General features: G+C 66.5%; 22 protein-coding genes. 11 read left to right on the top strand and 11 right to left on the bottom strand.

Going from position 1 to position 21,409, the window contains the following annotated elements; all coding sequences use genetic code 11:
• Nucleotides 1-83 precede the first annotated feature (83 nt).
• The gene (locus VJV41_RS07580; protein WP_325332679.1) at nt 84-524 is read left to right on the top strand and encodes a nitroreductase/quinone reductase family protein; all 441 of its coding nucleotides are present in this window, start codon (nt 84-86) and stop codon (nt 522-524) included.
• Here VJV41_RS07580 and VJV41_RS07575 read toward each other — a convergent pair.
• The 6 genes from VJV41_RS07575 to VJV41_RS07550 all read right to left on the bottom strand — a co-directional run bounded on the left by VJV41_RS07575 (nt 521) and on the right by VJV41_RS07550 (nt 7,033).
• Nucleotides 521-1,222: a hypothetical protein gene (locus VJV41_RS07575; RefSeq protein ID WP_325332725.1), complete on the bottom strand. Its 702-nt coding sequence runs from the start codon at nt 1,220-1,222 to the stop codon at nt 521-523. The two genes, VJV41_RS07580 and VJV41_RS07575, sit on opposite strands and share 4 nt — an antisense overlap.
• Before the next feature lie 188 nt (nt 1,223-1,410).
• Nucleotides 1,411-2,817: an FAD-dependent oxidoreductase gene (locus tag VJV41_RS07570; protein ID WP_325332678.1), complete on the bottom strand. Its 1,407-nt coding sequence runs from the start codon at nt 2,815-2,817 to the stop codon at nt 1,411-1,413.
• A gap of 23 nt (nt 2,818-2,840) precedes the next feature.
• Nucleotides 2,841-3,986 carry a cation:proton antiporter gene (locus VJV41_RS07565; protein ID WP_325332677.1) on the bottom strand — a complete coding sequence of 382 codons (1,146 nt, stop codon included), beginning with the start codon at nt 3,984-3,986 and terminating at the stop codon, nt 2,841-2,843.
• Between the two features lie 3 nt (nt 3,987-3,989).
• Entirely contained in the window at nt 3,990-4,472 is a 483-nt protein-coding gene (locus tag VJV41_RS07560; RefSeq protein ID WP_325332676.1) for a cation:proton antiporter regulatory subunit, read from the bottom strand.
• 30 nt (nt 4,473-4,502) lie between these two features.
• Nucleotides 4,503-5,444, bottom strand: a complete 942-nt coding sequence (locus VJV41_RS07555; RefSeq protein ID WP_325332675.1) for a sterol desaturase family protein — start codon at nt 5,442-5,444, stop codon at nt 4,503-4,505.
• Nucleotides 5,445-5,485: 41 nt separating this feature from the next.
• Entirely contained in the window at nt 5,486-7,033 is a 1,548-nt protein-coding gene (locus VJV41_RS07550) for a carboxylesterase/lipase family protein (RefSeq protein ID WP_325332674.1), read from the bottom strand.
• Between the two features lie 100 nt (nt 7,034-7,133).
• On the opposite strand from VJV41_RS07550, the gene VJV41_RS07545 reads away from it, so the two are divergent.
• Nucleotides 7,134-7,472: a DMT family transporter gene (locus tag VJV41_RS07545; RefSeq protein WP_325332673.1), complete on the top strand. Its 339-nt coding sequence runs from the start codon at nt 7,134-7,136 to the stop codon at nt 7,470-7,472.
• Nucleotides 7,472-7,792: a multidrug efflux SMR transporter gene (locus VJV41_RS07540; RefSeq protein WP_325332672.1), complete on the top strand. Its 321-nt coding sequence runs from the start codon at nt 7,472-7,474 to the stop codon at nt 7,790-7,792. The genes VJV41_RS07545 and VJV41_RS07540 overlap by 1 nt, the downstream gene beginning before the upstream one ends.
• Here the strand turns inward: VJV41_RS07540 and VJV41_RS07535 are convergent.
• From VJV41_RS07535 to VJV41_RS07525, 3 genes are read right to left on the bottom strand one after another with little or no spacing between them, the layout of a single operon-like run.
• Nucleotides 7,764-8,930, bottom strand: coding sequence for an MFS transporter (locus VJV41_RS07535; RefSeq protein ID WP_325332671.1), 1,167 nt, complete (start codon nt 8,928-8,930; stop codon nt 7,764-7,766). The two genes, VJV41_RS07540 and VJV41_RS07535, sit on opposite strands and share 29 nt — an antisense overlap.
• A gap of 10 nt (nt 8,931-8,940) precedes the next feature.
• Entirely contained in the window at nt 8,941-9,849 is a 909-nt protein-coding gene (locus VJV41_RS07530; protein WP_325332670.1) for an SDR family NAD(P)-dependent oxidoreductase, read from the bottom strand.
• Nucleotides 9,846-10,463 carry a TetR/AcrR family transcriptional regulator gene (locus VJV41_RS07525; protein WP_325332669.1) on the bottom strand — a complete coding sequence of 206 codons (618 nt, stop codon included), beginning with the start codon at nt 10,461-10,463 and terminating at the stop codon, nt 9,846-9,848. Before VJV41_RS07525 ends, VJV41_RS07530 begins: the two co-directional genes overlap by 4 nt.
• A 98-nt stretch (nt 10,464-10,561) precedes the next feature.
• Between VJV41_RS07525 and lysA the strand changes: the two genes are divergently transcribed.
• The 8 genes from lysA to VJV41_RS07485 all read left to right on the top strand — a co-directional run bounded on the left by lysA (nt 10,562) and on the right by VJV41_RS07485 (nt 19,392).
• Nucleotides 10,562-11,839 carry a diaminopimelate decarboxylase gene (gene lysA / locus VJV41_RS07520; RefSeq protein ID WP_325332668.1) on the top strand — a complete coding sequence of 426 codons (1,278 nt, stop codon included), beginning with the start codon at nt 10,562-10,564 and terminating at the stop codon, nt 11,837-11,839.
• Nucleotides 11,840-11,896: 57 nt separating this feature from the next.
• Complete coding sequence (gene malQ, locus VJV41_RS07515) at nt 11,897-14,041, top strand: 4-alpha-glucanotransferase (protein ID WP_325332667.1); 2,145 nt, start codon at nt 11,897-11,899, stop codon at nt 14,039-14,041.
• A gap of 78 nt (nt 14,042-14,119) precedes the next feature.
• Nucleotides 14,120-14,536 (top strand): hypothetical protein, encoded by a 417-nt coding sequence (locus VJV41_RS07510; RefSeq protein ID WP_325332666.1) that lies wholly within the window; start codon nt 14,120-14,122, stop codon nt 14,534-14,536.
• 88 nt (nt 14,537-14,624) lie between these two features.
• Nucleotides 14,625-15,524 (top strand): metal-dependent hydrolase, encoded by a 900-nt coding sequence (locus VJV41_RS07505; RefSeq protein ID WP_325332665.1) that lies wholly within the window; start codon nt 14,625-14,627, stop codon nt 15,522-15,524.
• Nucleotides 15,524-16,654, top strand: a complete 1,131-nt coding sequence (locus VJV41_RS07500) for a PDR/VanB family oxidoreductase (protein ID WP_325332664.1) — start codon at nt 15,524-15,526, stop codon at nt 16,652-16,654. Before VJV41_RS07505 ends, VJV41_RS07500 begins: the two co-directional genes overlap by 1 nt.
• Nucleotides 16,655-16,676: 22 nt before the next feature.
• A complete protein-coding gene (locus VJV41_RS07495) occupies nt 16,677-18,059 on the top strand; it encodes a serine/threonine-protein kinase (protein WP_325332663.1) in 1,383 nt (460 codons plus the stop codon).
• Nucleotides 18,056-18,931: an LLM class F420-dependent oxidoreductase gene (locus VJV41_RS07490; protein ID WP_325332662.1), complete on the top strand. Its 876-nt coding sequence runs from the start codon at nt 18,056-18,058 to the stop codon at nt 18,929-18,931. Before VJV41_RS07495 ends, VJV41_RS07490 begins: the two co-directional genes overlap by 4 nt.
• Nucleotides 18,928-19,392 carry a nuclear transport factor 2 family protein gene (locus VJV41_RS07485; protein WP_325332661.1) on the top strand — a complete coding sequence of 155 codons (465 nt, stop codon included), beginning with the start codon at nt 18,928-18,930 and terminating at the stop codon, nt 19,390-19,392. Before VJV41_RS07490 ends, VJV41_RS07485 begins: the two co-directional genes overlap by 4 nt.
• Here the strand turns inward: VJV41_RS07485 and VJV41_RS07480 are convergent.
• Nucleotides 19,349-19,834 carry an NUDIX domain-containing protein gene (locus VJV41_RS07480; protein ID WP_325332660.1) on the bottom strand — a complete coding sequence of 162 codons (486 nt, stop codon included), beginning with the start codon at nt 19,832-19,834 and terminating at the stop codon, nt 19,349-19,351. The two genes, VJV41_RS07485 and VJV41_RS07480, sit on opposite strands and share 44 nt — an antisense overlap.
• 263 nt (nt 19,835-20,097) lie before the next feature.
• Complete coding sequence (locus VJV41_RS07475; RefSeq protein WP_325332724.1) at nt 20,098-21,363, bottom strand: HNH endonuclease signature motif containing protein; 1,266 nt, start codon at nt 21,361-21,363, stop codon at nt 20,098-20,100.
• Nucleotides 21,364-21,409: the final 46 nt, after the last annotated feature.

Here is a 21,409-nt window from a genome sequence, read left to right as displayed (position 1 = left end):
ACTGCTCTTGAATTTCAGGCTGCGTCGTGCCACTCTAATAGAGAGCACTGCTCTCTATTAACCGAAGACTGAAGGGAACGACCATGACCACGCGCTATGACGCACCGAACCTCGCCGCTCGTGCAGGCAACGGGCTCATCCGCTGGCTCGCCGAGGCCGGCGTCAGCCTTGCCGGAACCCGGGCGCTGCGTGTCCGCGGACGCAAGACCGGCAAGCTCCGCGGCGTGGTGATCAACCTGCTGACCGTCGACGGGCGCGACTATGTCGTGTCGCCGCGGGGAAACACCCAGTGGGCGCGCAACGCGCGGGCGGCCGGCGTTGTCGAGATGGGGCCGCGCCGGCGCAGCCGGGAAGTCCGCATTTCCGAGGTCGCCGACGACGCGAAGCCGCAGCTGCTCAGGCGCTACCTCGACCGCTGGTACTGGGAAGTCAAGGGCCATGTGGGCGGACTGACGCCAGAGTCGACCGACGCGGAACTGCGGGCCACCGCCCCGTCGATCCCGGTTTTCGAGCTTGTCCGTTAACGCAAAGGCGGTGGGGCGCCCACGGTTCCGGACGCGGCGGTGATGACGTCTTCGCGGGCCTGTTGACTGGCCGACTGCCAGGAGACGGCCGCCGGGTACTGACCCCAGGTGCTGTTGAACATCCCGATGATCGCGGCGTGGCCGTCCGGCGTGACCGTATAGACCGGTCCGCCGGAGTCACCCTTCTGGCTCACCACGCCGTTGGCCATCGTGAACCAGCCGTTGTAGACGGCCTGAATCGTCCCGCAAGTTTCCGCCGTGATCACACCGAAGTGGCACACCGGCAGTCCGGCGACCGGCACGAAGCCCGGGTCGGCGATCAATACCCGACCACCCGGCAGAACGTTGTTGACCTGGACGTCGGGGGCCAGTGTGACGGCTTCCCAATCGGCGATCTGGTGATTGGTGTCAATTGTGGCGCCGTCAGGGGTGTTGTCGCGGAAGAACGCTTGCGTGCCGACGAAGTTGCCGTCCTTGTCGCCGACCTGACCGCCGCCCCGGCAGTGGCCTGCCGTGAACGCGACACGCGCCTGCGGGTCGACGAAACCCAGCGTGCAGACGTTGGTGCCCTGGCGGATTTCCATGCCCGGGTAGACCACGGTTCCAGGATTGGCTTGCGACGCCGCCGACGGCAGCAGCAGCAGCGTGACAATCGGGGCAACCGTTGCCGCTAGAAAGCGCAACCACCGTCGGTGCATGTCGCCCCCGATCTTCAAGTGAGTTTGTCAAGCGTACCGGCGTGTTGCGGACCGCTATACCCAAGCGACCGAATTCACAATCATCCTCGGCCCCCCGGATAACCGGTTCACATGATTGCTCATCGTGGCCGACTTCGAGGGTGTTACAGCACTGCCGCATTGCTACCGGATGAGGCATCGAAGGACGGTTAGGAATCGAAGCCCAGTCCGAGGGCGTCGAGTGTGCGAAGCAGCACGTTGCGACGTCCAGCCGCATGGTCGGCACGATTCAGCGACCACCGCGTCGCCTCGATTCCAATGCTGGCGAGCGGCTCGGGTGGGAACGGCATCGGCCGCCTGCGCACCATCTCCAACTCCGTGCGGGAGGTGGGTTCGCCGTCCAGCAGATCCAGGCAGACATCCGCGGCGAACCTGGCGGCGGCCACGCCGAGCCCGGTGAACCCGTTGACGTAGGCGACCCGGCCATCGCGGGCGAGCCCCCAATGCGCACAGAAGCGGGTGTTCGTATCGATTGCACCTGCCCAGCGGTGCGTGAACGAAATGTCGTCGAGCGCAGGGAAGGTGATGAAGAAGTGCGCGGCCAGCCGCCGATAGGTGGCGGCCCTGTCCTCGTATTCGGTGTCGACCTTGCGGCCGAAGTGGTAGACGGCGTCGTAACCGCCCCATACGATCCGGTTGTCCATGGTAAGCCGGTAGTAGTGAAATTGATTGCCGCAGTCGCCGATTCCCTGTCTGCCGCGCCAGCCGATGCGGTCGAGTTGCGCGTCGGTGAGGGGCGCGGTGGCCAGCACGTAGTCGTACACCGGCACGGTGTGGAGCCGGTTGCGCCGCAACAGACTGCGGAAGACGTTCGTCGCGAGCACGATCTGTCGGCACGTGATGGTCCCCGCGGCGGTATGCACACGCAGGGCCGCCACGCCGGAGTCCAGCCGTGTCGCGTTGGTGTGCTCGTAGATCCGCACGCCGGCATCGGCTGCGGCGCGGGCGAGTTCGAGCGCCAGCTTGGCGGGGTGGACGATCGCGCACGTATCGGGGCTGTACAGGCCGGCGAGGTACGTCGGCGAAAAAACCTCGTCGCGCACCTGCTCGCGGCCGAGCAGCAGCCCCTCCCCCTGCGCCGCCGCGTCGGCGAGCCAGTCGACCTGGTGTGGCTCGGTGGCAACCGAGAGCATGCCGCTACGTTGCCATTCCACGTCGAGGCCGAGTCGTTGGATCTCGTCCTGCATGCCGTCGAGATTCTGTCGACCCATCGCATCGAGTTTGTCGATTTCGTTGGGCCAGCGGTTTTTTCCATTCTCGCGGCCGTGAGTCAGGCTGGCGTCGACGAAACCGCCGTTGCGGCCGGACGCGGCCCACCCGATGCGCTCGGCGTCGATGAGCACGATCCGCCGGTCCGGATTGCGCTGTGCGGCATGCAATGCGGTCCACAGCCCGGTGTAGCCGCCGCCGACGATCAGCATGTCGCAACTGGTCAGCCCGGTCAGCGCCGGGTATTGCGGCCGTGGCATGTCGAGCCACATCGAGCCGAAGGTGCTTGCTGCAAGCGAGCGTTCGACCATCCCGCGATCGACGTGGGCATCGAACACCGTTTCCACACCGCGGACACTACGCGATGCGATCAGCGGACGGCCGCGGGTTTTCCGCCGGTGAACCGGGCCAGCACCGGACCCACCATGGCAAGGATGAAAACGTAGGGCATGGCCACCGCTTCGACGGCTTCGAACGACGCGCCGACGAGCCCGATGATGACCAACGAGAATTCGCCGCGAGCGATCAGCGCGGTCCCCGCGCGTAGCTGACCGGGGCGGGCCACTCCCTCACTGCGGGCGGCAAATTGACCGGTCAGCACTTTTGTCATGGCTGTCACCACCGCCAGTGCAAACGCTGCGGGCAGCATCGGCACCAGATCCATCGGATCGACCGACACACCGATGGCCAGGAAGAAGATCGCGGCGAACAAGTCGCGCAGCGGACTCAGCACCATTCGCGCGCGGTGCGCTGACTCACCGGTCAGCGTGAGGCCGACCAGGAACGCGCCGACGGCCGCGGACGCATGCACGAGTTCGGCCAGCGCGGCGACGATCAACGTCAGGGCGAGGATGCGCAGCAGCGTCTGCTCGTTGTCCGGGTGTGCAACGATCCGGCCGACATGATGTCCCCATCGGTAGGACGCGACGAACGCCACGGACAGTGCCGCGACCGCGATCGCCATGCCGAACAGCGCCTGCAGCCAGGTGCCGCCCGCGGCCAGGACCGCGAGTAGCGGTAGATAGGCCGCCATCGCGAAGTCCTCCAGTACGAGGATCGACAGCACCGCCGGGGTCTCCCTGTTGCCGAGCCGACGCAGGTCGGACAACAGGCGCGCGATCACGCCCGACGACGAGATGTAGGTGACGCCTGCCAGTGCGAGGATGCCTACGCCACCCATGCCGAGCAGCCAGCCCGCGATCGCACCCGGCACTGCGTTGAGCAATAGATCCACCCACGCCGACGGCAGGTGGCGGCGCAGGCTGCTGGCGAACTCACCGATGGAGAACTCAAGCCCCAGGGTGAGCAGCAGCAGCACCACGCCGATGGAGGCGCCGGTGCTGACGAATTGCGCAGCGGCCGGAATCGGCGCGATGCCACCTTCGCCGAGGGCGAGCCCGGCGATCAGGTAGAGCGGGATCGGCGACAGCGCGAATCGGCGTGCGGCGGTGCCCAGCACGGTGAGCACGGCCAGTATGACGCCGAGCTCCAGCAGCAGCGTCGCCGATACCTGCATCGCTCAACCTCGGCTAACAATGTTCTCGACACCGCCGATGCCGTCATCCGTGCCAATGACCACGAGCACGTCGTTGGCCCGCAGAATTTCGGCCGGCCCGGGCGAGGCGAGGACTTCGTCGTCACGCACGATCGCGACGATGGATGCCCCCGTTCGGGTCCGGGCGCGGGTATCGCCGAGCGGCCGGTCGACGAACGGGCTGCCGGGTCGGATCGACACCTGTCCGGCGCGCAGCCCGGGTACTTCGCGAGTCAGATCGGCGAAGCGCTCAGCGATGCGCGGGGCGCCGAGAATCTGGGCCAGCGCCTCGCCCTCCTCGTCGGTGAGCCGGAACACCTGCTGGGCCTGGTCGGGATCCTCCTTGGGGTACACGACGACCTCGAACTCGCCTGTGCGTTTGGCCACGACGCCGATGCGGTCGCCGTCGCGGTTCTCGAACTCGAAACGCAGACCCACACCGGGCAGCAGGACCTCTTTGACATCCATAAGTCCAATACTGCTGCGTCGAGCGGGGAATTATGCGCGAACTCGGGCCGATTCGTCCGCGGCTGGGCCGCCATCGACATCGAGCCGACGGGCAGGCTCCCAGCCGGGCGGACCGAAGATGTAGCCGAGCTTGTCGCGCCAGCGTGTCGCGCCTCGCACGTCACGGGCGATCGCCACGTATTCGTACGTCTGCAGTTTCCAGACGTTGAACGTGTCCACCTGTTTGGTGAGACCGTAGTGAGGGCGTGTGGTCTCTGCTTGAAAGCTGCCGAACAGCCGGTCCCACAGGATGAAGATGCCGCCGTAATTGCGGTCCAGATACTGTTGGTCCATGCCGTGGTGCACCCGATGGTGTGACGGCGTATTGAAGACGAATTCGATTGGCCGCCAAAGCCTGTCGATGCGCTCGGTGTGGATCCAGAACTGGTAGATCAGATTGATCGAGAAAGACAGGAACACCAGCCACGGCGGAACACCGAAGAGCGGCAGCAGCGCCCGCAGGAACACGTCGCCGCTGATGTTCCACTTCTGCCGCAGCGCGGTGGCGAAGTTGAAGTACTGGCTGGAGTGATGAGCTTGGTGGGTCGCCCAGATCAGGCGAATCCGGTGGGCCATCCGGTGATAGACGTAGTAGAGAAGGTCCACGCCGACTATCGCGATCACCCACGTGTACCACTGCGTCGCAGGCAAGTGCCACGGCGCGACGTAGACGTACAGAGCCGCGTATCCGAACAGGGCGAGGCCGTTGAGCAGCCCGCTGGTCCCGACCGACACCAGGCCCATCCAGATGCTCGCCCACGCATCTTGCTTCAGGTATGCACCCGCGGGCGCGCGCTCCGCCTCGGTGTGCGCGAGCTTGCGGGCGGCGCTCCACTCGATGATCAAGAAGAGCAGAAAGAACGGGACCGCGAACATCACGGGGTCGTGCATCAGCGGTGGCAGCACGTCCGAGAATGCCTTTGAAAGGTCCACCTCGACACCTCCGGTGGCAAGTTTAACGGCGCGGGGGTCAACTACCGAAAGTTGAGTACCGCGTTGCCCCAGGTGGCCCGGATGTGCAGATCGATATCGTTCACGACCGCGTCCCGCTTGTCGATGATCAGACAGGCGCGATCCGATTCGTGATACGGCGGCCAAACCGGCTCGCCGGGTAGACCGTTGGGCTTCGCCTCGACCGCGAAGTTGACCCAGCGGGCCCGCATCCGCTCCGACACGGCGGCACCGGTCTTCAGCCCACCCAGTTTGAATGTGAAGTCCTTGGGTCCGGCGATCAAATTGCCCCAGACGTAGGGCAATTCGGTGGCGTGGGTGGCGCCGATTCCCATCGCCTTCAGCATCGGCGTGGACCAGTCGAAGCGGTACAGGTAGACCGGCGCGACAGCGCTGTGCCCCTCGGCCAGCCACACCGACGGCATCCGGAAGCCCACATCACGCGCGACTCCCATCCCCCGGGTCTTGGTGCGCCGACTGCGGTAAACCGCCCCGATGGCCTCTTCGGTCGGCAGCTGCACATCGGGTTGTTCGGCAGCCATCTCGGCGAACATTCGCCGGATCTCATGCGGCGTGATCGGCATCAGGGGCGACTTCATCCACTTGAACAGGGCCGCCTCGTGCTTGTTCGTGCCGATGATCAACGGCACCGGATGCGAGCGGCCCTCGCGCGCCAGCTTGACCGGATAATCGGGCACGAGGTCGCCGTCGACGATCGGCGCGAAGGCCAGCAGTCCCGGGCTACGCAATGGCACGTCGTTGAACAGCGCCCGCGAGGCCGTCACGATCGCTTCGACCGGTACATCACCCAACCGATCGACTTGGTCGGGCCCTAAGCCCAGCGTCTCGAGGAACTCTTCGGCGACCCGCCGGCCACGGACGGTGTCGTACACGGAGGTGGCAGGCGAGCTCTGCGCGATCGCGGCGCTGAACAGCCCGGCGGCGGCCGGGGTGGTCAGCAGCGTGGTGATGATGCCTGCGCCCGCCGATTCGCCGAACAGTGTCACCCGACCGGGGTCGCCGCCGAATGCGGCGATGTTGTCGCGCACCCACTGCAGGGCCAGGATCACGTCCCGCAGGCCGGGATTGGAGTCAAAGCGCCGCGTCGGCGTGGAAAACGTCGACAGATCGAGGAATCCGAAGGCACCGAAGCGATAGTTGACGGTGACGACCACAACCTCGCCATCAGCGCTCAAGACCGTGCCGTCATAGAGCGGTTGGGTCGCCGAGCCGAAAATGTAGGCGCCGCCGTGAATCCACACCATCACCGGCTTCCGGTCGCCCGCAGCGGTATCCGAGGATGCCCAAACGTTGAGGGTCAGGCAGTCGTCACCTTGCGGCGCGCCAAGGTCGATGGGTATCCGCGGCTCGACCGGTTGCGGGCAGACTGGTCCGAACCGGGTCGCATCGGCGACCTCGCGCCACGGCTCGGGCGGCTCGGGCGCCCGCCACCGCCGGTCGCCGGTCGGGGCAGCGGCGTACCGCACGCCCTTCCACACCTTGACCAGGCCGTCGTCGCTTCCACGAATCGGCCCGTCAACGGTGTCGACCACCGTGTCTGCGTTTGCCATCCGCACGATCGTACGGGCTATCAGCCCTAATCAGCGCCACAAGCGGCCGAGGTGCTGTGCACGCCGTTGGTGGAATACGACGTCGGATAGTTTGAACGGCGTGCGGAAGTGGGTGCTGCTGGCCGCGGCCATTGTGATCGAGGTCGCGGCGACGTTGTCTTTGCGGGCATCCCAAGACCATTCGGCGTGGCTCGTCGTGGTCGTCGTGGGCTACGTCGGTGCGTTCGTGTTGCTGACGATGGTGTTGCGTACTGGAATGGCCGTCGGCGTCGCCTACGGGATCTGGGGCGCGCTGGGCACTGTTGGTACAGCGGTGCTGGCCGCGCTGATTTTCGGTGACCGCTTCACGTGGCCGATCGCGGCGGGCATCGGGCTGATCATCGCTGGTGTGCTGCTCGTCGAGTTCGGTTCCCCGCACGCGGCTGCGGACGAATCGTGATGTGGTGGGCGCTGACCGGCGCAATTCTGATCGAGGTCGTCGCGACGCTGGCGCTGCGCGCCTCTGACGGCTTCCGCAAGAAGGCCTGGCTGGTGCCCGTGATCGCCGGCTACGTCGCGTCGTTTTATCTGCTGTCGGTGTCGCTGTCGAGGGGCATGCCGGTGGGCATCGCCTACGGCGTGTGGACAGCATGTGGCGTCGCGCTGGTCGCTATCCTCGCCCGGTTCCTGTTCTCCGAACCACTGACCTGGACGATGGCGGCGGGTATCGCGCTCATCGTCGCGGGTGTGCTCACGATCGAGCTGGCAGCCGTGAGCTGAGCGCACCGGACAGCGCGATCACCAACAGGCCTGCGACCGGAACGGACAGCAGTCCGATACGCAGGCTGGTCGCGTCGGCGACGACTCCGACGATCAGCGGTGCGCCGAAGAAGCCGACGCGCATCAGCCACGTCACCGCGGTCAGCCCTGTGCCCGGCCTCAAGCCTGGCAGTTGATCCGCGCCGTGCATCGCGGCCGGTATCAGCGTCGCGACACCGAAGCCGGCGGCCGCGAAGCCAGCGATGGTCCCCGGCGCGGTCGGAAATGCCAGTGCGGCACCCATTCCCACCGCGGCGATGAACCCGCCGGCTCGTGCCACCGAGCGCTCCCCGAACCGGTCGACGAGTCGGTCACCGATCATCCTGCCGATGAACATGAACCCGACGAGCGCGACATACCCAAACGCTGCGACCGGCCCCGGGGCACCCAGACTGTCGCGCAAATACAATGTGGCCCAGGAACTTCCGGCGTCTTCGACCGTGGCTCCCGCGATCGCGATGATCACCAGCGCGACGAGGGTCGCATACACCGCGACGCCGGCGCCGTCCCCGCCCGCCGACTGCGCCGCTGGGTGGTCATCGTGGTCAGGGCCGCGCCGCAGGTACGGGTATGCGATCACGACCACCGCGCTGAACACGACGGCCGCAACGGTCAAATGCGTTGCGCGGGATATGTGCAACGCGATCGCGGCCGCTCCCATCAAGCCGCCGAGGATCGCGCCGACCGCCCACACGGCGTGAAACGAGTTGATGATCGACCGGCCGTAGTTGCGCTGCACCCGCAACCCGTGCGCGTTCTGCGCGACGTCGGTGATCGCGTCGGACGCGCCCGCGACGAACAACGCCGCGGCGAGCACGACCGGCGACGTGGCCTGACCCGCGACGACGACGAACACCGCGATGCCGATGGTGCCGGCCACCGCGACCCGCGACGAGTAGTACCGCCGGATCAACGCCGCCGCTGTCAGACCGGCAACGAGCGCACCGCCGGAGAACGCAGCGATCGCCGCGCCGTAGACCGCGTTCGACAGCTGCAGGTCCGCCTTGATCTCCGGATACCGCGGGAGCAGGTTGGCGAAGAGCGCTCCGTTGGTGAGGAACAGTGCTGCGGTCGCGATCCGGGCCTGCCGCAGCGCCATTCACCCAACATTACTTGGTCACATGCGCCAGCAATCGCTCGCTGGTCTCCCACAGGTCGATCGCCTTGTCGCGATCATAGGAGTCGGTCGAAGACCGAATCGGCTTGCGGCCGGAGAAGTATTGGCCCGTCACGCCGTCGAATCGGGCATCGGCTGCCAGCGCGGCAAGGATGCGACCCGACGCGCGGGTGCTGCGCACACCCGGTAGCACGCGAAGAGCCGGGAGCAGATAGCGCCAGGCCAGCCGCTGCAGCGGCGGATAGTCACGGGCTAGCCCGGATCCGGGCATCAGGCCTGGGTCGAACGCGTTGACGGCGACGCCCCGTTCCCCTTGGCCGAGGCGGCGGTCGAGCTCATAGGTGAACAGGACGTTGCACAGCTTGGACGTGGTGTACCGACGGCGACCGTCGTCTGCCGATCCTTCGGCCGCCGGTCGCGCAAGGTCGGCGGCCGATGTGTAGCGGGGGTCGGGCATGCCGGTGTACTTGGCCGGATCGTGCGTACCGCTGCTGACGACGACGATGCGCGCAGGCCGGGCGAGGTCGTCGAGAATGCCTTGTACCAGCGCGAAATGGCCGAGGTGGTTCACGCCGAACGTCATCTCGACGCCGTCCTCGGTGGCCTCGGTGCCCGACACCACCTGCAAACCCGCGTTACACACCAGCGCATGAATAGGTGGCAACCCGGCCTCCTTCAGGTTCCGGACAAACTCGCGCACCGACCGCAGCGACGCCAGGTCCATCGCCAGGACCGTGCATCGATTCGGCTCGCCGAGCCGGGCGACCGCGTCTGCGCCGCGGTTCACGTCGCGGACTGCGAGGACCACGTGCCAGGACGCATCCTTCGCCAGCAGCTCGCGGGCGCATTCCAGCCCGAGGCCCCCGCTGGCACCGGTGACGATCGCGGTTCTTGTGTTCACTTGTCCTCCAAGGCAATCGGTATGAGCGCGGCAAGCGCCTGCCAGAGCCGCCGATACATCCACTCGACATCGGTCGAATCCGGTTCGAGATGCTCTGCGAAGAACACGCCGTCCGACAGCGCAACCGCGAACGCAGTGAGTTCGGTGACCGCTCGCTTTGCCTTCGCTGCCGGTGTGCCAGCGGGCAGCATCGCAGTGATGCCGTCGCGGAATCGCGAAATCGCGGTGTCGCGCACCCGGCGCACCACCTCGGCGACGGCCGGGTCGTCGCTGCGTTCCAGCGACAGCATGTAGAACAGCCGCAGGAAGTCGGGATGCTGCGACTGCAGGTGCGCCAGCACGTCCAGCCGCCGCTCCGTGCTGCCTTCGGTGGGGATCTCCGCGAAGAATCGCTTGGCGCCGCGCTCCATGACCGCGGCCAGCACGCCTTCCTTCGACCCGAAGTGCCAGTAGATCGAGCTGGGTGGCAGCCCGCACGCCTTGCGGATGTCGCTGATCGACGTGGCGGCGTAGCCGCGGGTGGCCATCAGCCGCTCGGTGGCGTCGAGGATCAGCTCGCGGGACTGCTCGCCCTGCTGCTGCTTCTTGGTCGGTTTAGTATCTGTAGGGATCATTACAGACAGATTAGCAACCGGCGGAACGCACGGCCAGTGCGAGATTTCTCGAACGTTTTCGCAGTGAGTTCACGCTCGACGAGTGGCACGCTGGGGCGGTGCCCCTCCTACCGACGACGCAGACCGAGGAGTTGATCGGTCTATTCCCGCCAGGGACGAGGCTCGACAGCGACGGCACGCTGGTGGTCGGCGGCTGCCGGCTGGACGATGTCGCCGAGCAGTTCGGCACTCCGGCGATCGTGGTGGCTGAAGACGCGCTGCGGCAGCGGGCGCGCGATTATCTGGCGGCGTTCCGCAGTCGATGGCCGCGCTGCGACGTGGCGTTCGCGTCAAAGTCGTTCCCTTGTACGGCTGTTCAGCGCGTCATGGTCCAAGAGGGCCTGCACATCGACGTCGCAGGCGGCGGCGAGATACTGACGGCGCTCAAGGCCGGCGCCGATCCGGAGCGGCTGGTGCTGCACGGCAACGCCAAATCCGATGAAGAGCTGGTGATGGCTATCGCGAACGGCGTCGGCCTGATCGTGGTCGACAACTTCGACGACATCGATCGCCTCGAGCGCCTTGTCCCCCGCGGTCACGTGCAGCCGTGCCTCGTGCGGGTCATACCGGGCGTCGAAGCCGCCACGCATGCGTCGCAGGCGACCGGCCATGCCGGTTCGAAGTTCGGCCTGCTGCCTGACGACGCTCGCGAGGCGATCGCGCGGATCGAGCACAGCGCCAAGATGCGACTCGATGGCGTTCACACACACGTCGGCTCACAGCTGCTCAACGTCGACCAACTGGCCGCCGCCGTCGAACCCATCGCCAAGCTCGGCACCTTCGAGGTCTACGACCTCGGTGGCGGGCTCGGCGTGCGCTATACCTACGACGAGCATCCGCCGACCCTTGACGACTACGCCGACGCGATGGTCACCCAGGCCAAAGCCCTGCTGCCCGAAGGCGCCCGAATCATCGTCGAGCCCGGCCGCAGCATGGTGGCCAATAGCGCGTGCACCGTCTATCGCGTAACAACGATCAAGCGCGGTGTCGTCGTCCACGTCGCGGTCGACGGCGGCATGGGCGACAACCTCGAGGTTTCGCTGACCGGACAACGCTTCGAGGCGACGATCGTCAACCGGGTCGGCGGCGGCGAGATGGTCAGCGTGGTGGGCCGCCATTGCGAATCCGGCGATCAGCTCGTCGACGGTGTCCCGCTGCGTGACCCTGCGGTCGGCGATCTATTGGCGGTGCCCGTCACCGGCGCGTACTGCTACACGATGTCCAACCAATACAACGGCGCCCGGCGCGTGCCGGTTATCTTCGCCCGCAACGGGTATCCGCGACTGGTGGTGCGACGCGATACGTGGGATGACTTGTTGATCCGCGATGTGGACTGAACCTCTGGGGCAGCGCGAAGCGCTCGGGGGACGGCACAGTCTGCGAAGATTGCTCCCATGACTGACCTGCCCGCGTCGCTGGTCGAGCTGGCCCGCCGCTACGGCGTGGCAACCGAATTCGAAGACTGGACAGGCCGACGCACGGCGGTCGCTGACTCCACGCTGATCGCGGTGCTCGATGCACTCGGCGTGCCGGCCGCGACCGAGGACGAGCGCGCAGCCGCCCTCGTCCGACACGATCGCGAATACTGGGCGCGGTCACTGTCACCGACCGTCGTGGCACGCCATGGCGTAGCGTCGTCGTTCTGGGTGCACGTCACCCACGGCGATGCCGTAGGCCTGTGGATCCGGCTGGAGGACGGCAGCGTCAGGACCGGCCTTCGCCAGCTCGAAAACAACAGGGCTCCTTACGATCTCGACGGCAGGATGATTGGCGAGGCCACCTTCGAGCTGCCGGGCGACCTTCCGGTCGGATACCACCAACTGCACGTCCAGGCCGGCTCCTTCGACAACAGCACACTGGTCGTCGTCTCCCCCGCATCGCTGGAGTTGCCCGCCAGGCTCGGCTCCAACCGCTCATGGGGCGTGGCCACCCAGTTGTACAGCGTTCGTTCGCAAAAATCTTGGGGTACAGGCGATTTGACCGATCTGGCCGACCTTGCCGTGTGGTCGGCCTCACAGCACGGCGCCGGCTTCGTGCTTGTCAACCCGTTGCACGCCGCCGCGCCGACTCCGCCGATGGAGCCGTCACCGTACCTGCCGACGTCGCGACGGTTCGTCAACCCGCTGTATCTGCGCGTGGAGGCGATCCCGGAATTCGCTTATGTCCGCCACCGCGGCCGCATCCGCGAGGCGCGGGCCAAGGTGCAGGCCCGGTCTGGCCGGCGGGATCTGATCGACCGTGACGCCGCGTGGAAGGCCAAGCGGGCCGCACTGGAAAGCGTCTACCTCGTCCCGCGATCGGCAGGCCGGGAGCTGGCGTACGCCGCGTACCGCGGCCGCGAAGGCGCCAGCCTCGACGACTTCGCCACCTGGTGTGCCCTGGCCGAGGAGTACGGCAACGATTGGCACCAGTGGCCGGAGGATCTGCAGCATCCGGCCGGCGCGGCGGTCGCGGATTTCGCCGCCGCGCACGCCGACACCGTCGACTTTCACCGATGGCTGCAGTGGCAGCTCGACGACCAGCTCACCGCGGTGCAGGCCACCGCGGTGCAGGCCGGCATGGACCTGGGCGTGGTGCACGACCTCGCCGTCGGTGTGGATCCCAACGGCGCCGACGCCTGGGCTCTGCAAGATGTGCTGGCGCTCGGGGTCACCGCAGGTGCGCCACCCGACGAGTTCAACCAGCTCGGCCAGGACTGGTCGCAGCCGCCGTGGCGGCCCGATCAGCTCGTCGAACAGGCCTACGGGCCGTTCCGGGCGCTGGTCAACGCGGTCTTGCGGCATGCGGGCGGCGTCCGGATCGACCACATCATCGGCCTGTTCCGGCTGTGGTGGATCCCCAAGGGGTCACCCCCGACCGAGGGCACCTATGTGCGCTTCGACCACGAGGCGATGATCGGCATCGTCGCGCTGGAGGCGCACCGCGCCGGGGCCGTTGTCGTCGGCGAGGATCTCGGCACCGTAGAGCCGTGGGTACGGGACTACCTGCGCGAACGTGGGCTGTTCGGCACGTCGATCCTGTGGTTCGAGGCCGACCGCGACGGGGACGGCGGACCGCTGTCTGCCGAGCGGTGGCGGGAGTACTGCCTGTCGGCGGTGACCACCCACGACCTTCCGCCGACGGCCGGCTACCTGGCCGGCGAGCACGTGCGCCTGCGGGAAGAACTCGGGTTGCTGACCCGGCCCGCCGCCGAGGAACTGGCCTCTGACCAGGAACAACAGGCCGCGTGGCTGGCCGAGCTGCGCCGAGTCGGACTGCTGGGCGAGGACTTGAACAGCACTGCCGTCGACTCCATAGTTCTCGCGCTGCACCGATATCTGGGCCGCACACCGTCCAAGCTGCTCGCGCTGTCGCTGGCCGACGCCGTCGGGGACCTACGGACCCAGAACCAGCCGGGCACGACAGACGAATACCCGAATTGGCGGGTTCCACTGACCGGGCCCGATGGCGAGAAACTGCTGCTAGAGGACGTTTTTATGGACGCTCGGGCCGCCGCGCTGGCCGAGGCGATGAACCGGATCGTCAACCCGCCGGTGTAACGCTTGAGGCCTTGTCTCCGGTTTCACATTTGTCACCGCTGCGATATGTTCGCACCGCACCGACTTAGGAGAGATCACGTGAAGAAGCTCGTTGTGCTCAGCGGTGGCCTCGTGGTCGCCGGCTCGGCCGCCGTGATCGGCGCAGGTGTTGCGCTCTCGCAACCGGCACCGGACATGAGCTCCTACAACGTCGTCGGCGAGCAGTACCAGAAGGCACTGCAGGTCCTGAAGAGCCAGGGCGTGAAGGCGTATTTCGGCGGTTCGTTCGGCAGTGTGCTGCCACAGTCGCAATGCCTCGTCGACCAGCAGAAGATGACGTCGCAGGGCCGGATGCTGCTGATGCTGGACTGCAGCCAGAAGGCAGCGGACATGATCGCCAGCCAGACGCCTGCCGGCGGCCCGACCGTCGGCTCCAATGGCATCACGACGGTGACGCCCACTCCGGTGGTGCCGATTCAGGGCGCCCCTGGCGCGGGGGCCCCGCCGCCTCAGTAGCCGGCTGAGTCTCGACCATTCCGTCGCATGGACGGGCCGCCGAAATCTGAAACCTCCGTTCCCACCTATTTCGCTAGACTCCACAGGCATGTTGAGGCCGCACCGTTTCGACAACGAAGTCGATCCCGGGCCCGTACAGATCCAGGCCCGCAAGGTCCATTTCGACGTCGCCGACATCGGGTTGCACTGGATTCCCGGGCACCCCGTGGCATCGAATGTCGTGAGCCTGCTCAACGTCGTCCTGCCCGCCGCCGAGCGCTGGTTCGTCGACACCTTCAACGAGGCACTGCCGTTGGTGAAAGACCCGAAGCTGGCCGAGGACATGCGCGGCTTCATCGGTCAGGAGGCGACACACGCCGACGTCCACGAGCAGGTGTTGCACGAGTACATGGTGGTCAACGGCATCGACCCCGCGCCGATCCTCGACCAGATCGAGTACGTCTTCGAAAAGATGTTGGCGCCAACGACTTCCACCGATCCCAAGCGGCGGCTCAACCACCTCTGTGACCGGCTGTGGCTGATCGCGGCCATCGAGCACTACACCGCGGTGATGGGTGACTTCGCGCTGAACTGCGGATGGGACCACCACGGCGCCGACCCGACGATGGCCGACCTGTTCCGATGGCACGGCAGCGAAGAAGTCGAACACCGCAACGTGGCCCACGACGTAGCGGTGTATTTCCACGACAGCTACGTCGACCGGATTCGCGCGATGATGATGGCGGTGGTGATGATCTTCGTGTTCTTCCAGCGCGCCGCCTGGTATCTGGTCAAGACCGATCCCAACACCGACTTGAACTGGTGGAAGTTCACCCGGCTGCGGATGGCCGACTCGAAGCTCGGCTTATTGCCCAAGTACCGCAAACTGTTTGGTTCCAACACGCTGATGTACTTCCGGCCCGGGTTCTCACCGGAGGAGATGGGTTCGACGGCGCAGGCCGTCGCGTACCTCGCCAGTTCGCCCGCAGCCCGCGCCGCGCATATTTGATGGGGTTGCTCGACTGGTACCGTCAGGCGCCTCCCAGTGCCTCGGGCCGCAGCCGCCACGACCTGACCCTGGGCCTGGCCGATGCCGCGCTGACGGGGTTGTGGGCGATCACGGGTGCGATCCGGAAGATGTCGCCGCCGCCCGAACCCGACTGCACGATCGCGTTGACGGTGGCCGACCGGAAGGTCGTCGCGCACGATCAGGACGTCATCGCGCTGTCTCTGAGGCGGCCGGACGGCGGGCGACTGCCTCGATGGCATCCCGGCGCCCACATCGACGTCCATCTGCCCAGCGGTCTGGTCCGGCAGTACTCGCTGTGCGGCGACGTTGACAGCCAGAATGCGTACCGCATCGCGGTGCGGCGCATCCCCGACGGCGGCGGCGGATCGCTCGAGATGCACGACTTGAGGGTCGGCGCGACGGTGACGACGCACGGGCCGCGTAACGCGTTCCCACTGACCGTGCCGGGTTACGGCTCACCGGCGCAGCGCTTCCGGTTCATCGCGGGCGGAATCGGGATCACGCCGATCCTGCCGATGCTGAGTCTGGCTTCGCGTCTCGGTGTCGACTGGACGATGGTCTACGCCGGCCGCAGCGTTACGAGTTTGCCGTTCGTCGACGAACTCACGGGTTTCACCGCCGGCCGAGCCGGCGATTCAGCAGTCGACCGGGTGCAGATCCGCACCGACGACGTCGACGGTTTGCCGACCGCGTCTGAACTGCTCGGCGACTGCCCGGACGGCACCGCGGTGTATGCGTGTGGGCCTGCGCCGATGCTGACCGGCATCCGGTCCGCACTGGCCGGGCGGGACGACGTCGAATTGCATTTCGAGCGGTTTGCCGCACCGCCGGTCATCGACGGCAAGGAGTTCACCGTGTCGGTGGCCTCGACAGGCGAGAGCGTTGCGGTCAGCGCAGATGAGACATTGTTGTCGGCACTGGGCCGAGCCGGCGTGCATGCGCCGTACTCCTGCCAACAGGGCTTCTGCGGTACTTGCCGCACGCGGGTGCTCAGCGGAACCGTCGATCACCGCGACACACTGCTCACCACGCCCGAACGCGAGAACGGCACGATGCTGATCTGCATCTCGCGGGCCGCCGAGGGCTCGCAACTGACGCTCGACTTGTAGCGCCGTCTCGTACTATTCGCCCATGCCGTTGGCCGATGGTTCGACGTTCGCCGGATATACCGTTCTGCGGCTGCTTGGCTCGGGCGGCATGGGCGAGGTCTATTTGGCACAGCATCCGCGACTGCCGCGTCGTGATGCCCTCAAGGTGCTGCCCGCATCGGTGTCGGCGGATAACGAATACCGCGAACGGTTCAACCGAGAAGCCGACATCGCGGCCACGCTGTGGCATCCACACATCGTCGGCGTGCACGACCGCGGCGAGTTCGAGGGCCAGCTGTGGATCTCGATGGACTACGTGGAGGGCACCGACGCCGCGCGCCTGCTGCGGGAGCGGTATCCGAACGGGATGCCCAAACAAGACGTCGCAGACATCATCGGCGCGGTCGCCGATGCTCTGGACTACGCGCACCAGCGCGACCTGCTGCACCGCGACGTCAAGCCGGCCAACATCCTGGTTGCCAACCCTGAATCGGCGGATCAGCGAATCCTGTTGGCCGACTTCGGGATCGCCCGCTGGGTCAACGATATCAGCGGCCTGACGGCGACGAACATGACCGTAGGTACCGTGTCCTACGCGGCGCCCGAGCAGCTCATGGGTCAACAGCTAGACGGCCGGGCCGATCAATATGCGCTGGCGGCCACCACCTTTCACCTGTTGACCGGCTCGCCGCCCTTTCACAATTCGAATCCCGCCGTCGTGATCAGCCAACACCTGTCCGCATCACCGCCGGCCATCGGCGACCGTCGGCCGGAGCTTTCCGCGCTCGATCCGGTGCTGGCCAAGGCGCTGTCGAAAGACCCGAACGATCGGTTCGAGCGGTGCGCCGACTTCGCGCGGTCGCTCAGCCACCGGCTTGGAGCAGCGGCGTCCGAAGACGAGGGCGGCACGACGCTGGCTCCTGCCGCAGCGGCGCCGAAGCGATCACTGCTGCGGGCCGGTGTCATCGTGCCAGCGGTCTTGGCGGTACTTCTGGTTGCGGCGGTTGCGGTGGCGCTCATAGAGTTTCGTCGCGCGGACCGTCCAGAATCGCCGGCCTCGACTCCGACCGTGAAGTCGACGACGGCTCCGACGGTGACGTCGTCGCCCTTCACGCCATTACCTCCGCCACCGGAGCCAGTGCAGCCGCCGGTCGCCGTCGTCGGTGCCAGGTGCTCGCCGGTGGGCAGCACGGCGACCACCGCCGCAGGAGCCACCGCGTATTGCTCGACGCTGCAGACCACGGGCGCCTCTATCTGGTCACTGAGCCAGGGTGATGTTCCGAGCCCGACGGTCACGACCGAGCCGACCGAAGCGCCGGCCCCCGTAGAAGAGGAGTCGCCGGTGCGGGTCTGTATGCAACAGACAGGCCAGACGTGGCTGCGCTGCCGTGAACAGATCCGGCGCAGTAACCTTGGGCTGCCGTGAAATACGCGGTCATCGCTCCGGTCGCGGCCGGAGTAACCGCCGACCCAGGGTGGATGGCCACGTTCGCTCGACATGTCGAAGCGTGCGGATTCGAGTCGCTGGTGGTCGTCGAGCACACGGTGTTGATGACGCAGTACACGAGTGTGTACCCGTACGACGCCTCGGGCCGCGTCGAGTTGCCCGCGGACTGTCCAGTGCCGGATCCCCTTGACCTGCTGGCCTTTCTGGCCGGAGTCACTTCGCGGCTCGGACTGGCAACCGGCGTGCTGGTGCTGCCCAACCACCACCCTGTCGTGCTGGCCAAACGGGTAGCGACGGTGGATGCGTTGTCGGGCGGGCGGCTTCGGCTGTGCGTGGGGATGGGCTGGCTGAAGGAGGAGATCGAGGCGTGCGGCACATTCTTTGCAAGTCGTGGACGACGCGCGGACGAACAGCTCGAGGTGATGCGGCTGCTGTGGGACGAGCATCCGGAGGGGGCGACCTTTCACGGCGAGTTTTTCGACTTCTCCAACGCTGCGTGCTATCCCAAGCCGGCCAGGCGCGTGCCGATTCACATCGGCGGGCACAGCCGAGCGGCGGCCCGCCGGGCAGGTCGAATTGGTGATGGCTTTCAGCCGCTCGGGGTCGGCGGATCCGAGCTGACGGATCTGATCGCGGTAATGCGCGACGAGGCAATGAAATCCGGCCGCAATCCGGATGTGCTGGAGCTGTCGCTAGGACATCTGGTCACGAAGATCGACTCCGACCGCGCCGAAAAGCTCGCCTCGCTGGGCGCCGACCGGGTGGTCTTGGCGATGCCGCCGGTTGCTGACATCGGCGAGGCTTGCGACCACGTGTCGGCGTGTGCGCAGAGGCTGGGACTGATGTCGTGAGCCTGAACGCGTTCGACCGGTTGGCGTTAAGCGACCTTGTCCACCTGTATGCGTCGGCAGTGGACGATCGCCGATTCGACGACGTGGTCGAATTATTCACTAAGACAGCGGAATTGCGATTACCGGATCCGCCTCGGGTGTTGGAGCCGGTGCGTCACCAGCACGGGCGTGACGGGGTGCGTGCCGCAATGGGGGCGTTGGCCGCGGTGGCGCGGACAGAACACGCGATTGTCGGTGAGGTGTACGCGCCGGGTGACAATGCGGATTACGCGCTGGGCCGGATCACGTGTATCGCACATCATTGGACCGTCGCTAACGGGCAAGTCAGTGATCTGGTGTGGCATCTGCGCTATGACGACGAGTACCAGCGCACGCGGGCGGGCTGGCGCATCCACGGCAGGGCGCTGACCATCAACGCTATCGAGACGCGACCGGTTCGTCGCCTTCGAGAGCATCCATGAGACGGTCGAGCAGCGGGCGCTGACCCTTAGTGAGCTTCTCGTGAGCCTGCGCCACGGGAAACCAAGCGACGCGGTCGATTTCGGGATACTCCCGGATGCTGCCGGATCCCTTCGGCCATTCGAGCGTGAAGGTGTTGCTGACGGTGCCGTCGAGGTCGAGGTCGCCGCGGACGGCGAAGGCCGTGATGATCTTCCCGCTCGGCTGTTTCAGTGGCTCGAAGTCGATGCGCGGCCCGTCGGGCGGAGTCTTACCGAGTTCCTCTTCGAACTCCCGCTGCGCGACAGTCCACGGGTCTTCCCCTTCGAGGTACTCGCCCTTCGGGATCGACCACGCGCCGTCGTCTTTGCGCGCCCAGAACGGGCCGCCGGGATGACCGATCAGCACCTCGACGACGCCGTCGACGGCTCGGTAGAGGAGCAGGCCTGCGCTAAGCTTGGGCACGCCGTCAGCGTACCGGTCCGGTGAATTCGATTGCGTCACTTTAGTTTCAGGGAAGGATGACGGCAAACCCATTTTCGGCGTTGATCTTGTCGGGTCGGCGGTCTTTCATCTCGACAGAGTATGGGTTGCATTGGCGTTGATCACGTTCTCCCTGCGCCCCCGCCAGCCAATACCGCCAAGGCCGCTCATCAGGGTGGCTAACGAGCCAACCAGCGCCGTCTTACGCTGCCGCGCGATGCTGGTGACCGGCGGCGGTGAGCTACCTAGTTGGTTGTTGGTGGTGGTTGGGGCTGGAAGGGTTCGTACCACCACCAGTCGGCGCGCTCTCCGGTGGGCCCGGGGCACGGCGCTACCGCCGGCGGGGGTGTGGTCGGTGGCCGGGCCAGCGACCCTGGGTTCAATTGTCGCCCGGCGCTGTCGGTGACGACGAGGTCGTCGGCGGGTCCGGTGACGGTGATGACACCCCGGTGGTGCAACCGATGGTGATACGGGCATAACAGCACCAGGTTGACCAACTCGGTCACACCGCCGTCCTCCCAGTGCCGGATGTGATGTGCATGCAGACCACGGGTGGCCCCACAACCCGGAACCGCACACGTCGGATGGCGGTGCTCCAGCGCGCGGCGCAGCCGCCGATTGATCAGCCGCGTCGCCCGCCCGGCGCCGATCACCTCACCGTCGCGTTCGAACCACACTTCACAGGTGGCATCACACGTCAGGAACCGGCGCTCAGCATCGGACAGCAGCGGACCCAGATGCAGCGCCGCCACCCGCTGCTCAACATCGACATGGGCCACCACCATGGTGTGCTGCCCATGCGGGCGGCGCGCCGCCTCAGCATCCCACCCGGCCTCCACCAGACGCATAAACGCCGCACCGGTGCCCGGAAACGGCGGCGCCTGATCCGATGCGCTGCCGCCATCGCCGTGGTCGCGCTTGTACTCGGTGATCAGCGCATCACGATGCGACGCCAACGCCGCGTCGAACTTCGCCGCCTCCAGGTGCGGAAGCGTGATCCGCCAACACGTGCCCTGCTCATCGGATTTTTTGCTGATCGAGACCTGCGGTTCAGGCCGAGACTCAGGTTCAGGCCGGGACTCGGGTTCGGGTCGCGGTTCGAGCTTGAGAGCGGTGCGCAGCTGGTTAACCGTGGCGACCGCAGCCAACTGGGCGTAGTGCTCATCCGATCCCTCGCCCGCGCGCGCCGCGATGACGCCGACCTGATCCAGCGACAGCCGGCCCTCCCGCATACCCGCCGCGCAGCGCGGAAACTCCTCAACCCGGTGCGCCACCGTGGCGATCGTGTGCGCGGTCCCCGATGACAAACCCAGCTTCCAGGCCACCAACGCCGCCACCGACCGTGCCCCGGTAGCGCCACACAGCTCGTCGCGATCCAGCTCGGCGACGATCTGCACAATGCGCCCATCAATCGCATTGCGCTGACCGGCCAACTCCCCCAACTCCTCGAACAACACCTCAACACGCTCAGCAGGACTCACCACCACAGAAGGCGACGCGGTCAAGGACATAAACCTCATCATCACAGACAGGTACGACAAATCTCGGCCGCCCAAA

The sequence above is a fragment of the Mycobacterium sp. genome (assembly GCF_035274705.1).
In the GTDB taxonomy this organism is placed as follows: domain Bacteria; phylum Actinomycetota; class Actinomycetes; order Mycobacteriales; family Mycobacteriaceae; genus Mycobacterium.
The sequence above is the reverse complement of the archived record's forward strand: the minus strand, read 5'-3'. Positions and strand labels throughout refer to the sequence as shown.